The 13939-nt window shown below is 70.3% G+C and carries 11 protein-coding genes; 3 read left to right on the top strand and 8 right to left on the bottom strand.

Annotation, left to right across the window (positions count from 1 at the left end; genetic code table 11):
- The first annotated feature begins 131 nt into the window (after nucleotides 1-131).
- Entirely contained in the window at nucleotides 132-701 is a 570-nt protein-coding gene (locus AC1DS4_RS15385) for an AMIN-like domain-containing (lipo)protein (protein WP_477633156.1), read from the top strand.
- Here the strand turns inward: AC1DS4_RS15385 and AC1DS4_RS15380 are convergent.
- A complete protein-coding gene (locus tag AC1DS4_RS15380; RefSeq protein ID WP_477633155.1) occupies nucleotides 676-1572 on the bottom strand; it encodes a hypothetical protein in 897 nt (298 codons plus the stop codon). The genes AC1DS4_RS15385 and AC1DS4_RS15380 overlap by 26 nt on opposite strands.
- 166 nt (nucleotides 1573-1738) lie before the next feature.
- On the opposite strand from AC1DS4_RS15380, the gene acs reads away from it, so the two are divergent.
- Nucleotides 1739-3700 (top strand): acetate--CoA ligase, encoded by a 1962-nt coding sequence (gene acs, locus AC1DS4_RS15375; protein WP_477633154.1) that lies wholly within the window; start codon nucleotides 1739-1741, stop codon nucleotides 3698-3700.
- Between the two features lie 79 nt (nucleotides 3701-3779).
- Here the strand turns inward: acs and AC1DS4_RS15370 are convergent, their stop codons facing one another.
- From AC1DS4_RS15370 to AC1DS4_RS15360, 3 genes are all read right to left on the bottom strand, one after another.
- Nucleotides 3780-4136 (bottom strand): VOC family protein, encoded by a 357-nt coding sequence (locus tag AC1DS4_RS15370; protein WP_477633153.1) that lies wholly within the window; start codon nucleotides 4134-4136, stop codon nucleotides 3780-3782.
- Between the two features lie 10 nt (nucleotides 4137-4146).
- The gene (locus AC1DS4_RS15365) at nucleotides 4147-4941 is read right to left on the bottom strand and encodes a glycerophosphodiester phosphodiesterase family protein (protein ID WP_477614595.1); all 795 of its coding nucleotides are present in this window, start codon (nucleotides 4939-4941) and stop codon (nucleotides 4147-4149) included.
- 102 nt (nucleotides 4942-5043) lie between these two features.
- Nucleotides 5044-5841 carry an IclR family transcriptional regulator gene (locus AC1DS4_RS15360; RefSeq protein ID WP_477614594.1) on the bottom strand — a complete coding sequence of 266 codons (798 nt, stop codon included), beginning with the start codon at nucleotides 5839-5841 and terminating at the stop codon, nucleotides 5044-5046.
- A 138-nt stretch (nucleotides 5842-5979) separates the two neighbouring features.
- Here AC1DS4_RS15360 and aceB point away from each other — a divergent pair, with 138 nt between their 5' ends.
- Nucleotides 5980-7602: a malate synthase A gene (aceB, locus tag AC1DS4_RS15355; protein WP_477633197.1), complete on the top strand. Its 1623-nt coding sequence runs from the start codon at nucleotides 5980-5982 to the stop codon at nucleotides 7600-7602.
- Nucleotides 7603-7621: 19 nt separating this feature from the next.
- Here aceB and AC1DS4_RS15350 read toward each other — a convergent pair whose 3' ends face one another.
- From AC1DS4_RS15350 to AC1DS4_RS15335, 4 genes are read right to left on the bottom strand one after another with little or no spacing between them, the layout of a single operon-like run.
- Complete coding sequence (locus AC1DS4_RS15350) at nucleotides 7622-8932, bottom strand: guanine deaminase (RefSeq protein WP_477633152.1); 1311 nt, start codon at nucleotides 8930-8932, stop codon at nucleotides 7622-7624.
- On the bottom strand, nucleotides 8929-9744 hold the full coding sequence (xdhC, locus tag AC1DS4_RS15345) for a xanthine dehydrogenase accessory protein XdhC (RefSeq protein ID WP_477633196.1): 816 nt from the start codon (nucleotides 9742-9744) through the stop codon (nucleotides 8929-8931). Before xdhC ends, AC1DS4_RS15350 begins: the two co-directional genes overlap by 4 nt.
- Before the next feature lie 2 nt (nucleotides 9745-9746).
- On the bottom strand, nucleotides 9747-12203 hold the full coding sequence (gene xdhB, locus AC1DS4_RS15340) for a xanthine dehydrogenase molybdopterin binding subunit (RefSeq protein WP_477633151.1): 2457 nt from the start codon (nucleotides 12201-12203) through the stop codon (nucleotides 9747-9749).
- Nucleotides 12200-13747, bottom strand: coding sequence for a xanthine dehydrogenase small subunit (locus AC1DS4_RS15335; RefSeq protein ID WP_477633150.1), 1548 nt, complete (start codon nucleotides 13745-13747; stop codon nucleotides 12200-12202). Before AC1DS4_RS15335 ends, xdhB begins: the two co-directional genes overlap by 4 nt.
- Between the last annotated feature and the right edge of the window lie 192 nt (nucleotides 13748-13939).

Genomic DNA, 13939 nt, shown 5'->3' with positions numbered 1-13939 from the left:
GACCACCCGGCACAGGGATCACCACGGTGCCGCGTCCCCGAACAGGGGGCGCGGCACCGTTGCCATTTCGTATGCCGGGTCAACCACCGGGCCGCGGACCGCGTCAGTGGTGTGTCCGAAGGGAGGACACCATGAACATCACGAAGCACAGCTCCACGCGACTGGCCATCCGGTCGCTCGTCATCGCCCTGGCGGCCGGCGTTGTCCCCGTCGTTGCCGCCACCACCTCCGCAGAGGCCGCACCCTACTGCGGGCTCACCTGGGGTTCGCTCGCCAAGAACTCCTCCACCATGGTCCCCGGCCCGCTCACGAACGTCAGGGCGGGACGGCACACCTGCTTCGACCGACTGGTGATCGACGTCAAGGGCAAGGCTCCCGGCTACACGGTGAAGTACGTGTCCAACGTCTTCACCGAGGGCCAGGGCGCGGTCGTGCCGCTGCGGGGTGGCGCCAAGCTCCTCGTCGTCACACGGGCACCGGCGTACACCTCGACGGGCACCGCGAGCTACAAGCCCGCCAACCAGCGCGAGCTGGTCAACGTCACCGGCTACACGACGTTCCGGCAGGTCGCGTGGGCCGGGACGTTCGAGGGTCAGACCTCGATGGGCCTGGGCGTCAGGGCACGGCTGCCGTTCCGGGCCTTCACGATCCACGACGCCACCGGCAGCAGGCTCGTCATCGACGTGGCCCACCGCTGGTAGGGGACGTCTCGTCGGTGTGGACATCCCGCGCGGGCGTTGTCCGGCGACGCAGGCCGCCGAGCAGCGCCCGCGTCGCTGCGACGAGCACCGCCAGCACGAGGGCTACGAGGAGCCAGCCGCTCGTGGACCGCGCCAGGGACTCCGAGTAGCTCCACCACTGCGTTCGGAGGAAGTCCCATGACGACTCGGCGACCAGGCGCAGCTCCCCGCGCTTGGACCCGACGTTCATGCGCGGGTGGAGCACGTCCCAGCCATGGCTCAGCGACCGGGCCAGCAGAGAGAAGACCAGCCACGTCAACAGTATCCGGGCGACGCTGAGCAGGGTTGGCGCGACGCGCTGCAAGGTCGCCACCGCGAACGGCAGGGCCAGGGCCACCGCCAGCAGCAGCCCGTGCGGCCAGGTGGCCGGCGACAGCCCCGCCACGACGGCGAGCACCGTGGCCGCTCCCAGTGGCCCGCTGTGCCCGCGGATGCCGAGCACGATGCCGCCGAGGGCCGCCGCCACCAGCAGGATCACCAGGACCTGGCGTTCGTCGGGGTACTCGTCAGTGGAGGGCGCGGAGAGGAGCCAGGCGAGCACGCTGAACAGCACGACGATGACGAAGCGTGGCCACGGGGAGCGCACGAGCAGCGAGACCGACGCAGCGGCCGCGGTCGCCCCCAGCAGGACGACGTCGCCGTTGATGGCCCTCAGCGGCAGGTGGAACCACGACGTCAGACCCCAGAAGCCGACCGGCCACCACAGGACAGCTGCGAGCAGCATGGCCACCTCTGGCCAGACGCGACGGGCCACAGCCCTGCCGCGCTCGAGCGTGCTGGGCGTTGCGGTCTCGGAACCGGCGTCAGAGGTGGAGTTCCTCGCGGTGCTCACGCCACCAGAGGCTAGCCGCTTGCCGCTCCCAACGTCCGTCGATCGATCAACGCGACCACTCCCCTTGATGCGCGGCCCGGATGCGGGTTGGCTTGGGGTGTAACCGCGACTGCGACGCCGGATCTGCCGACGACGTCGCCTGCCAACGCCGCCAGGAGGAACCACCGTGTCCGACACCTTGTCCACGAGCCAGACCGAGGGTCGGGATCTGTCTCCCAGCCCCGAGTTCGCCGCCCAGGCCAACGGCCAGGCGGACCTCTACGACGCGGCGGACGAGGACTTCGAGGGCTTCTGGGCCGACCAGGCCCGGCAGCGTCTCACGTGGGCCAAGGACTTCGACCAGACCCTCGACTGGAGCGGTGCGCCGTTCGCCAAATGGTACGTCGGCGGTGAGGTCAACGCGGCCTACAACTGTGTCGACCGGCACGTGGAGGCCGGCAACGGCGACCGCGTCGCCATCCACTTCGAGGGAGAGGGCGGGGACTCCCGCACCATCACGTATGCCGAGCTGCAGCGTGACGTGGCCAAGGCCGCCAATGCCCTTGAGTCCCTTGGGGTCTCGAAGGGCGACCGCGTGGCGATCTACCTGCCGATGATCCCCGAGGCGGTGGCAGCGATGCTCGCGTGTGCGCGCATCGGCGCCCCGCACTCCGTTGTGTTCGGCGGGTTCTCGGCCGACGCCCTGCGCACCCGCATCGCCGACGCCGAGGCCAAGCTGGTGATCACCGCTGACGGCCAGTTCCGGCGCGGCAAGTCCGCCCCGCTGAAGCCCGCCGTCGACGCCGCCGTCGAGGGCGAGACGACCGTCGAGAAGGTCCTGGTCGTGCAGCGCACCAAGGACGAGGTCGAGTGGAACGACGACCGCGACGTCTGGTGGCACGACGTCGTCGACTCGGCGAGCGACCAGCACGAGGCGGTCGCCCACGACAGCGAGCACCCGCTCTTCATCCTCTACACCTCGGGGACCACGGGGAAGCCGAAGGGCATCTTCCACACCACGGGCGGCTACCTGACCCAGGCGGCATACACGAACTCGGTCGTGCACGACGTGCACCCCGAGACCGATGTCTACTGGTGCACCGCCGACATCGGCTGGGTGACCGGCCACTCCTACATCGTCTACGGACCGCTGGCCAACGGCGCGACCCAGGTGATCTACGAGGGCACGCCGGACACCCCGCACCAGGGCCGCTGGTGGGAGATCGTTCAGAAGTACGGCGTGACGATCCTCTACACCGCGCCCACCGCGATCCGGACCTTCATGAAGTGGGGCGACGACATCCCCGCGAAGTTCGACCTGTCGTCGCTGCGGCTGCTCGGCTCGGTCGGTGAGCCGATCAACCCCGAGGCGTGGCTGTGGTACCGCAAGAACATCGGCGGCGGCCACTGCCCGATCGTCGACACCTGGTGGCAGACGGAGACCGGCGGCATCATGATCAGCCCGCTGCCGGGAGTCACGAGCCTCGAACCCGGCTCGGCGCAGCGACCGATCCCCGGCATCAGCGCCGAGATCCTCGACGACGAAGGCCAGCCACTGCACGACCCCGAGGCGGTGGGCTACCTCGTGCTGACCAAGCCGTGGCCGGGCATGCTGCGGGGCATCTGGGGTGACCCGGAGCGCTACAAGGAGACCTACTGGTCGCGGTTCGGTCCCAAGTACTACTTCGCCGGGGACGGCGCGAAGTACGACGCCAACAACAACATCTGGCTGCTCGGCCGCGTCGACGACGTCATGAACGTGTCGGGCCACCGGCTGTCGACCGCCGAGATCGAGTCGGCCCTCGTGTCGCACCCGTCGGTGGCCGAGGCCGCCGTCGTGGGCGCGACGGACGACACGACCGGTCAGGCCGTGGTGGCGTTCGTCATCCTGCGCGGCGGATCCGAGGACCACGGTGACGAGACGGTGCAGGAGCTGCGCAACCACGTGGCCAAGGAGATCGGCCCGATCGCCAAGCCCCGCTCGATCATGGTCGTGTCAGAGCTGCCCAAAACCCGCTCGGGCAAGATCATGCGGCGGCTGCTGCGCGACGTCGCCGAGAACCGCGAGGTCGGCGACGTCACGACCCTGGCCGACTCGTCGGTCATGGGCCTGATCAAGGAAGGCATGAGCTCCGGCAAGGAGGACTGACGACTTCCCTACCGCACCACTGCATTTCGGTATGCCGCGGACGCACCTCGCGTCCGCGGCATACCTGTCTCTCGTGGTTTCAGCTGGTGCAGAGGCAGAACGGGTGGCCGGCCGGGTCGAGGAAGACCCGGAAGGTCGTCCCCGGCTGGTGGTCGTGCTTGGTCGCACCGAGCGCAACCACCTCGGCCTCGCCGGTGTCGAGGTCCTCGACCACCACGTCGAGGTGCATCTGCTGGGGGACGTCCTGGCCGGGCCAGACGGGAGCCCGGTAGTCGTCGACCTGCTGGAAGCAGATGCACTGCCCGTAGTCGGCGCGGATCTCGAACCAGTCGCCCTCGTTCTTGACGGACCAGTCGAGCATGGTGCCGTAGAAGGTCGCCAGGGCTTCGGCATCGGGGCAGTCGAGGACGATGGTGGGAAAGCGTGCGATAGCCATGTCGCGCAGGCTATTGCGGGTTCCGGACGATCCGCGACCTGATGTCGCCCATGGGCAGCCACTGGTCGCGAGCCACCAGCACCTCGCGCAGCAGATCGGGTCGGTCGGTGATGATCCCGTCGACGCCGGCGTCGAGCAGCCGCACCATCGACGGCTGGTCGTTGACGGTCCACACCACGACCTTCACGCCGATCCCGTGCGCCCCCGTCACCAACCGTTCGACGAAGACCGGCACCCGCCCGAGCTTGAGCGGCACGTGCGCGAACTCGGCTGTCGCGAAGCGGCGAGCGGGCGGCATACCGGCATGGGCCGTGGTGACCACCGCGGCCAGGGAGCGCCAGCCCAGGGCGGTCCGCACTCCGGGCGCCTCGGCCCGCACGACATCGAGCCAACCGTCCCAGGCTCCGGCCACGCACACCCGGTCTCGGAAGTCACTGTGCTGCAACAGCTTTCCCAAGGGACCGATCGCGGCCTGGTCCTTCAGGTCGACGGTGAAGTTGGCGTCGGGGAAGGCTTCGAGCGCGTCGGCCAGGGTCGGGATCGGCTCTCGCCCAGCCACCCGCACCCCACGCAACGACGCGAGGGTATGCCGCGCGAGCGGCCCGCGTGCGTCCGTCACGCGGTCGAGGGTCGAGTCGTGGAAGCAGACCAGCGCGCCGTCGGCGGTCAGCCGCACATCGGTCTCGAGGTATCGAACCCCCAGGGCCGACGCGAGGGCGAACGCGGCGACGGTGTTCTCCGGGGCGAGGGCGGCACCCCCGCGGTGGGCGAGGGCGAGCGGGATGGACTCCGTGCCGTAGGCCATGACTCCAGCGTGCCGAACGCTCGGGGGCCCCAAGCGCGGAAACCGGCGTCTGGCACCAATGTTCACATCACGGAGGGCAACCGTTCGCCCGATGCTGACGCGCTAGACGGTTGCGCCCCGCATCTCGGCCGAGATCGCCGCCGCGACAGCGTGCATCGGCGTCGTCGCACTCTCGATGAACGCGTCCGTCATGCGCGGCAGGGGGCCGGACACGGACAGCGCCAAGGGCTGGGGTGAGCCGGGGATGGCGACAGCCACGCAGCGGACGCCGACCTCCTGCTCGCCCTCGTCGAGCGCGTAGCCGCGTTCACGGGTGCGACCCAGCTCGGCCGCGAACGCCTCGGGGTCGGTGATGGTGTGCTCGGTGCGGGCCGGCATGCCCGTGCGCGCGAGGATGGCCCGCACGGCCTCGGGGTCCATGTCGGCCATGATCGCCTTGCCGACGCCGGTGGAGTGCGGCAGCACGCGACGACCGACCTCGGTGAACATCCGCATGGAGTTGCGACTGGCCATCACCTGGCCGATGTAGACCACCTGGTCGCCGTCGAGCATCGCGAGGTTGACCGACTCGCCGAGCTCGTGGGCGAGTCGCTCCATGTGCGGCCGCGCCCACCGGCTCACCATCCGGGACGTCGTCTCCCCCAGCCGGATCAGGCGCGGGCCGAGGGAGTACTGGCGGGAGGCCTCCTGGCGCACGTACCCGAGGTCGACGAGGGTCCGCACGAGGCGGTGGATCGTGGGCAGCGGCAGCTGGGCATCGTTGGCGAGCTGCGACAGGCTGATCACGCCGCCGGCGTCGGCCATCGTCTCGAGGATCGCGAACGCGCGCTCGAGCGACTGGACGCCACCGCCTGTCTTCGCGGGCGTCGCCGCGTCCTCGACGGTCGGTTGGGTGCTCATATATCTCTCCCCAGTCCTTCCCGAATGAGAAGAAGATTTCGTATCATGGAACAATCGTAGTCTGTGAGCCGCCACCGCGGCACGCGACACCACCGACTTCTCCCGAGGATGCGCATGTCCCAGCCCACCACGCCCACCATGCAGCCCGTGCCCACCGTCGTCGTCGACGCCCCCCACGACGTCGAGCGGAGCTCGGAGATCCTGAGCCCCGAGGCCTTGGCCTTCCTCGCAGAGCTGCAGTCGAGGTTCGGTGGCCGTCGGGACGAGCTGCTCGAGGCACGACGCTCACGCCGGGCAGAGGTGTCGAGGACCGGACGACTGGACTTCCTCGACGAGACGCGCGAGGTGCGCGAGGGCGACTGGACGGTGGCGCCGGCCCCGGCCGACTTCGCCGACCGTCGCGTGGAGATCACCGGCCCGACCGAGCGCAAGATGGCGATCAACGCCCTCAACTCCGGCGCCAAGGTGTGGCTCGCCGACCTCGAGGACGCCAACACGCCCCACTGGGCCAACGTGATCGGCGGCCAGGTCAGCCTCTACGACGCGGTCCGCCGCACCATCGAGCTCACCGCCCCCAACGGCAAGCACTACGAGCTCAAGGACCCGGGCGGCATACCCGTCATCGTGCCGCGCCCGCGCGGCTGGCACTTCGACGAGGAGCACCTCACCCTCGACGGACGGCCGCTGGTCGGCGCCCTGGTCGACTTCGGCCTCTACTTCTTCCACAACGCCGCCGAGCTCCTGGCGCGCGGAAGTGGCCCCTACTTCTACCTGCCCAAGATGGAGTCGCACCTCGAGGCACGGCTCTGGAACGACGTCTTCACCTTCGCGCAGGAGTCGCTCGGCATCCCCCACGGCACGGTGCGTGCGACGGTGCTCATCGAGACGATCCCCGCGGCCTTCGAGATGGACGAGATCCTCTACGAGCTGCGCGACCACGCCGCCGGGCTCAACGCCGGTCGGTGGGACTACCTGTTCTCGATCATCAAGTACTTCCGGGACTCGGGGCCGTCGTTCACCCTGCCCGACCGCAACGCCGTGACGATGAACGCGCCAATGATGAAGGCCTACAGCGACCTGCTCGTGCAGACCTGCCACAAGCGCGGGGCATTCGCGATCGGTGGCATGGCGGCGTTCATCCCCAGCAAGGACCCGTCGGTCAACGAGGCGGCGTTTGCCAAGGTGCGAGCCGACAAGGAGCGTGAGGTCGGCGCGGGCTTCGACGGCTCGTGGGTCGCACACCCGGGCATGGTCGAGCTGTGCAAGGAGATCTTCACCGACGTCCTCGGCGACTCGTCCAACCAGCTCGACAAGCGGCGCGACGACGTCTCGGTCACCGGCGCGGACCTGCTGGATGCGTCCTCCACCCCGGGCGACCGGACGCTGGATGGCTTGCGGGGCAACGTCTCCGTCGGCATCCAGTACCTCCAGGCGTGGCTGCTCGGCAACGGCGCGGTCGCGATCCACAACCTGATGGAGGATGCCGCGACCGCCGAGATCTCACGCAGCCAGATCTGGCAGTGGCTCAACTCGGGCGCCACCCTCGCGTCCGGCGAGACCGTCACGCGAGAGCTCGTCGACGAGGTCGTGGAGAGCGAGTATGCCGCCCTGGTCGACGCCGTGGGCGACGACGAGACCGCGCGGGGTGCGTTGGAGACGGCGCGCAGGTTGTTCGTCGAGTGCGCGCTCGACCCCGACTTCCCCGACTTCCTGACGCTCCCGGCCTACGCCGAGGTCCTGAAGGCCGAGCGCGCCTCCTGACCGGTTCGATGTAGCCCTGTCAGGTGCGGCGGGGCATCCGCCAGCGACCGGCGGCGATCTGGTCACCTCCGACCCAGACACCGCCGATGTCGGACGTCGTGCCGAGCGCGAACACCTTCGAGAGCGCGTCGTCGGCCGACTTGGCGTTGCCGAGCCCGACGGCGAGCGGGTCGCCGGCCTCCGGCAGCAGCCAGATCGCGTCGAACTGCTTGCCCACCGACAGGTCTCCCACCTCGTGCTCGAGGCCCAGTGCACGGGCACCGGCGGCGGTGCACAGCCAGAGCAGGTGCGCCGACGTGAGGGGCAGGCCCGAGTCGCCGAGCAGGCGCTGCATGAAGTAGGCCTGCAGACCCTCCTTGAGCATCGAGAATCCCGTGCCGGCACCGACGTCCGAGCCCATCGCCACCCGTACGCCGGCCTCGACGTGCCGGCGCAGCGGGAACAGCCCGCTGCCGAGGGCTGAGTTGCTCGTCGGGCAGTGCGCGACCGAGGCTCCGCGCGCCGCCAGGGTCGCGAGCTCGGGGTCGGTCGGGTGGACGTTGTGGGCCAGCACGGACCGTGGGGTCACGAGCCCGTGCTTGTCATAGGTGTCGACGTAGGACGCGCCGTCGAACAGCCCGGCGACCTCCTTCACCTCGGCGGTGTTCTCGTTGACGTGCGAGGTGAACCAGGCCCCGTCGACCTCGCCGAACGTCGCGGCACAGGACTCGAGGATCGCGTCGCTGGCCGACAGGGAGAAGCGCGGCGTCACGGCATACCGGAGGCGGCCCTTGCCGTGCCAGCGCGAGGCGAGGTCGCGCGACTCCTGGTACGCGCGCTCGGGCGTGGTGAGCAGCGGCTCGGGCAGGATGCGGTCGGAGGTGACCAGGCCGGTGGTGACCCGCAGGCCCCACAGGTCGGCGGCCTCGAACATCACGTCGACCGCCGAGGCGAAGTGCGACCCGAACACGAGGGCAGTGGTGGTGCCGGCGTCGACCAGTCCGGTGACGAAGTCCCTGGCCACGCCACGCGCCATGTCGACGTCGGCCAGCCGCATCTCCTCCGGGAGGGCGCACTGGTCGAGCCAGTCGAGCAGGGGCATGCCCAGCCCGCCGATGACGCGCACCTGCGGGAAGTGGACGTGGGTGTCGACCAACCCGGGCAGGACCATCCCCTCGCGCAGGTCGAGGACGTCCTCGTCGGGGTGCTCGGCGCGCAGGGTCGTGAAGTCACCGCGAGCCACGATCACCCCGCCCTCGACGAGCAGGCCGCAGTCGTTCTGCGCTCGCAGGGCCCCACCGGAGAAGGGGTCGTCGGGGGTGTCGAGCACGGTGGCCCGGAAGAGTGTCATCGAGGCACTCGCGAGGACTCGGACTCGAACACCCTCACGAGGTCGGCGGCGACACTCAGGGCGATGGTCGCCGGGTCCTTGCCGGTGAGGTCGGCGACACCGATCGGGGTCTGGATGCGCGCGAGGTCGGCGTCCGAATACCCTTCTGCCGCAAGGCGTTGGCGAAAGCGGGACCACTTGGCCGACGAGCCGATGAGCCCGATTGAGCCGAGGTGCTCGCACCGCAGGGCGCCGTCGCACAGAGCCGCGTCCTCCGCGTGGTCGTGGGTCATGACGAGGACATGCGTGCCGTGGGGCACCTGGCCCAGGACCAGCTCGGGGACGGGGGCGTGGTGGACGTGGACCCTGGCCGTCGAGTCGTCGAGGACGTCGAGCCGGTCGTGTCCGAGCTGGTCGGCGCGCGAGTCGACGAGGTGGAGCTCGAGGTCGTGACGGGCGAGGATCCGGGCGAGCTCGAGCCCGACGTGGCCGATCCCGAAGATCGCGACCGCCGGCACCACCGCGAGCGGCTCGAGGAGGACCTGCACCTCGCCACCGCAGCACTGCTGACCATGTTCTGCGGGCGCCTTGTCGTTGAGGGACAACGAGATCTGCTCAGGGACGGCCAGGGACTCGGCGAGCATCGTGCGGGCGCGGGCGACCGCGGTGGCCTCGAGGTTGCCGCCACCGATGCTGCCCCAGGTGGCACCCACGCCGACCACCATCTTGGCCCCGGCCTCACGCGGCGAGTGTCCGCGCACCGAGGTCAGCGTGACGAGGACGCCCGGCCGGCGCTCGCGACGCAGGCGCTCGACGGCCGAGAGCCACTCCACGGTCACGTCCCCGCCCTGGCCGGCTGGGCGGCCTGCTCGGAACGCGGCCGCAGGGGTGCGGCGTCGGGGTCGGGCTGGTCGGGCACCACGCCCGGCGCACCCTCGACCATCGCAGTCATGTGGGGCGGCTCCGCGCCGCCCCGGGCCTCCTGAACGGCCCAGAAGACGGCCTCCGGAGTCGCTGGCGAGGCGAGGTCGACCGACGTCCCCGTGGGACCGGAGGCGGCTGCCGCCTCGCGCAGCGCCTCACGCACCGAGAACGCCAGCATCAGCGGCGGCTCACCGACCGCCTTCGAGCCGTAGACGGCGCCGTCCTCGTGGGCGCGCTCGAGCAGCGCCACGTTGAAGACCTCGGGCATCTCGGAGAAGCTCGGGAGCTTGTAGGTGCTCGCCGCCTGGGTGGCCAACCGACCACGGGACGGCCGATCCGACTCGTCCCAGCGCAGGTCCTCCAGGGTCAGCCAGCCGGCACCCTGGACGAACGCACCCTCGACCTGGCCGATGTCCACCAGGGGCGAGAGGGAGTCGCCCACGTCGTGCACGATGTCGACGCGCCGCAACCGGTAGGCGCCGGTGAACTCGTCGACCTCGACCTCGCTCGCCGCCACGCCGTAGGAGAAGTACTTGAAGGGCGACCCGTGCATCGCGGAGGAGTCCCAGTGCAGCCCCTCGGTGCGGTAGAAGCCCGCAGCCCAGAGCTGGATCCGTTGGAAGTAGGCCTGGTTGACGAGGTCCGCCCACGGCACGGTGGCGCCACCGCCGACCTTGCCCACGTGCCCGTCGCTGAACCGCACGTCGGCCGGGTGCGCCCCGAGTCGTCCGGCGGCAACAGCCCGCAGCCGCTCGATGATCTGCTCGCAGGCGTCCTTGACCGCGCCACCGTTGAGGTCGGCACCGGAGCTGGCGGCCGTCGCTGACGTGTTCGGCACCTTGTCGGTGCGCGTCGGTGCGAGCCGGACGGTCGACAGCGGCACCCCCAGCGTGGTGGCCGCGACCTGGAGCATCTTCGTGTGCAGGCCCTGACCCATCTCGGTGCCACCGTGGGTGATGAGCACCGACCCGTCCTTGTAGACGTGGACGAGCGCGCCGGCCTGGTTGAACGAGGTGAAGTTGAACGAGATGCCGAACTTCACCGGCGTCATCGCCAGGGCACGCTTGGAGTGCTCGTGCGAGGCGTTGTATGCCGCGATCTCGGCCTTGCGCGCCGCGATGTCACCGGTGGTGAGCACCTGCTCCCAGCAGGTCGCGACCCGCTCGGGGTGGCGGACCGGCTGGCCGTAGGGAGTGGACTGACCGTCGACGTAGAAGTTGCGTGACCGCAGCTCGATCGGGTCGATGCCCAGCTGGGGGGCGCATCGGCCAAGGATGTCCTCGATGACGAGCATCCCCTGTGGGCCGCCGAAGCCACGGAACGCGGTCTGGCTGGTCTTGTGGGTCTTGGCGATCCGGCCGTTCACCCGCACGTTGGGGATCCAGTAGGCGTTGTCGATGTGGCACAGGGCCCGGGCCAGCACGGGCTCCGAGAGGTCGAGGCTCCACCCGCCGTCGGAGGTCAGCGTGGCGTCGAGCGCCTGCAGCATTCCATTGTCGTCGAAGGCAACCCGCCACTGGGCGTGGAACCCGTGCCGCTTGCCCGACATGGTCATGTCCTGCGTGCGGTTGAGCCGCAGCCGCACCGGGCGGCCGGTGAGCGTCGCGCCGAGGGCCGCGATCGCGGCATACCCGTGGGGCTGCATCTCCTTGCCCCCGAAGCCGCCACCCATCCGCAGGCACTGGACGGTGACCGCGTGACTCGGCAGCCCGAGCACGTGCGCGACGATGTCCTGCGTCTCGGTCGGGTGCTGCGTCGAGCTCTGGACGAAGATCTGCCCGTTCTCGTCCACGAGGGCGATCGAGCAGTGCGTCTCGAGGTAGAAGTGCTCCTGCCCCGCGAACTCGAACTCGCCGCTGTAGACGTGGGCCGCTCCGGCGAACCCTGCCTCGATGTCGCCGCGCTCCATGTGCGGCTGCCCGCCCTGGAAGCTCCCGGCCTCGATCGCCTCGTGGACGGTCACCAGGGACGGCAGCGGCTCGTAGTCGACCTCGACCGCGAGCGAGCCCAGCCGTGCGGCTTCCAGGGTCTCGCCGAGCACCCAGCACACCGCGTGACCGAAGAACATGACCTCCGACGGGAACAGCGGCTCGTCGTGCTTGACCCCGGCATCGTTGACGCCCGGGACGTCGTCGGCGGTGAGGACGCGCACGACGCCCGGGACCTCCAGCGCCGGCGCCGTGTCGAGGCGGGTGACGCGGGCATGGGCGTGCGGCGCCTGCACCGGGTGGGCGTGCAGGATCCCGTGCGTACGGACCGCGAGGTCGTCGGTGTAGAGCGCCTCTCCCGTCACGTGCAGCGATGCCGCCTCGTGCGGGATCTCTTGGCCGACAACGGGATTGGCTGGGCGTTCGGACAGGGCGCTCATGCTCCGACCTCCTGTTGGGTCGCGGTCTCGGCGTGCAGCTTGAGGAGGGCGGTGCCCAGCGTCGCCGTGCGGTATGCCGCGCTGGCCCGGTGGTCGTCCATCGGCGTGCCTTCGCCGCGCATCACGTCCGCAGCCTCGCGGGCGACCTCGGCGCTCCACGCCCGACCCTCGAGGGCAGCCTCGGTGGCCAGCGCGCGGATGGGGGTGGCGGCCACGCCACCGAGGCCGATCCGCGCCTTGACGACGACGCCGTCGCGGAGGTCGAGCGCGAAGCCGACGGCGACGCTGGAGATGTCGTCGAACCGTCGCTTGGCGATCTTGTGGAAGGCCGTGACCTCGCTGAGCGGCAACGGGATCCGCACGGCGCGGATCAGCTCGCCCTCTCGCTTGAGCGTCTGGCGGTAGCCCGTGAAGTAGTCGGCCAGGGGCACCTCGCGCTCCCCGTCGGTCGAGGCGAGCAGCACCGTCGCCTCGAGGGCGAGCAGGGCAGGAGGCGTGTCACCGATGGGCGACCCCGTGCCGAGGTTGCCGCCGATGGTCGCGCCGTTGCGGATCAGGCGCGAGGCGAACTGCGGGAACATCTTGTCCAGCAACGGGACTCGCCCGGCGAGCCCCCGCTCGACCTCGCTGAGGCTGAGGGCGGCGCCGATCTCGACTGTGTCCTCACCGACGGCGAGGGTCCTGAGCTCAGCCAGTCGGTCGATACCGATCGCGAAGGGGGTCCGCGATCCACGGAGGTTGACCTCGACGCCCCAGTCGGTGGAGCCGGCCACCAGGACGGCGTCGGGGTGCTCGGACAGCAGGGCCAGCGCCTCGGAGAGGTCGCCGGGGCGGGCGTAGGTCCCGGTGGGGCCGTCGAGCCGCGTGGCGCGGGCGGCGGGGGGCGCGGCAGCCAGCCGCGCGGCATACGGGTCGTCGGCGGCGGGCTCGCCGAGGGCGTAGGCGGCGTCGCGGATGGGTCGGTAGCCGGTGCAGCGGCACAGGTTGCCCGAGAGTGCGTGCAGGTCGAAGCCGTTGGGTCCGTGTTCGTGGTCGGGAGCGGCACCCGGGTCGTTCGCTGTGTGGCCCTGGGCAGCCTCGGTTGCACGCTCGCGGCCGTTCTGCGACGGGTCCGGAGCGGCCGCAGCGGTGGCACACCGACCCTCGCGGTAGTACTCGGCGGCCATGCTGCAGATGAACCCCGGCGTGCAGTAGCCGCACTGGGACCCGCCGCGGACAGCCATCTCACGCTGCACCGGGTGGAGGGCGTCGGGGCGGCCGAGTCCCTCTGAGGTGACGACCTCCTGGCCGTCGAGCGCCGCGACCGGGACGAGGCACGCGTTGATGGCGGTCCACTGGGTGCCGGACCCCTCGGTGGGTCGGGCCACCATGATCGAGCAGGCGCCGCACTCCCCCTCGGCGCAGCCCTCCTTGGCGCCGGTCAGGCCCTGGGCCCGGAGCCAGTCGAGGGCCGTGGTGCTCGGGTCGGTGCCGTCGAGCGCGCTGGGCGCACCGTTGACCGTGACACTGTGCTCTTCAACAGCGTGAGTGTTGGTTGACGCCATGGTGACTCCCGTCGCCCCAATCCTTGGGGACCATCATCCCCCAGGCGTCGCCACCTGGGGGCATGGTTGCTGACAGGAGTGGGTCCGCCGGTTATCCATGCCGAACGACGGCCCTGTCGTTGGTTCCCGAGCAGGATAGATCTCAACAAACTGTTGAATCAAGGGTTTCGGCCGACCATTCCGCGCGCTGGA

This window comes from Pedococcus sp. P3_C7, assembly GCF_056402615.1.
The sequence above is the reverse complement of the archived record's forward strand: the minus strand, read 5'-3'. Positions and strand labels throughout refer to the sequence as shown.

Bases quoted from the DNA above. Each gene is read 5' to 3' on its own strand.
- xdhB (WP_477633151.1), bottom strand. From the start codon at position 12,203: ATGAGCGCCCTGTCCGAACGCCCAGCCAATCCCGTTGTCGGCCAAGAG.
- AC1DS4_RS15365 (WP_477614595.1), bottom strand. From the start codon at position 4,941: ATGGCCTACGGCACGGAGTCCATCCCGCTCGCCCTCGCCCACCGCGGG.
- AC1DS4_RS15385 (WP_477633156.1), top strand. From the start codon at position 132: ATGAACATCACGAAGCACAGCTCCACGCGACTGGCCATCCGGTCGCTC.
- AC1DS4_RS15370 (WP_477633153.1), bottom strand. From the start codon at position 4,136: ATGGCTATCGCACGCTTTCCCACCATCGTCCTCGACTGCCCCGATGCC.
- AC1DS4_RS15350 (WP_477633152.1), bottom strand. From the start codon at position 8,932: ATGACACTCTTCCGGGCCACCGTGCTCGACACCCCCGACGACCCCTTC.
- AC1DS4_RS15335 (WP_477633150.1), bottom strand. From the start codon at position 13,747: ATGGCGTCAACCAACACTCACGCTGTTGAAGAGCACAGTGTCACGGTC.
- AC1DS4_RS15360 (WP_477614594.1), bottom strand. From the start codon at position 5,841: ATGAGCACCCAACCGACCGTCGAGGACGCGGCGACGCCCGCGAAGACA.
- aceB (WP_477633197.1), top strand. From the start codon at position 5,980: ATGCAGCCCGTGCCCACCGTCGTCGTCGACGCCCCCCACGACGTCGAG.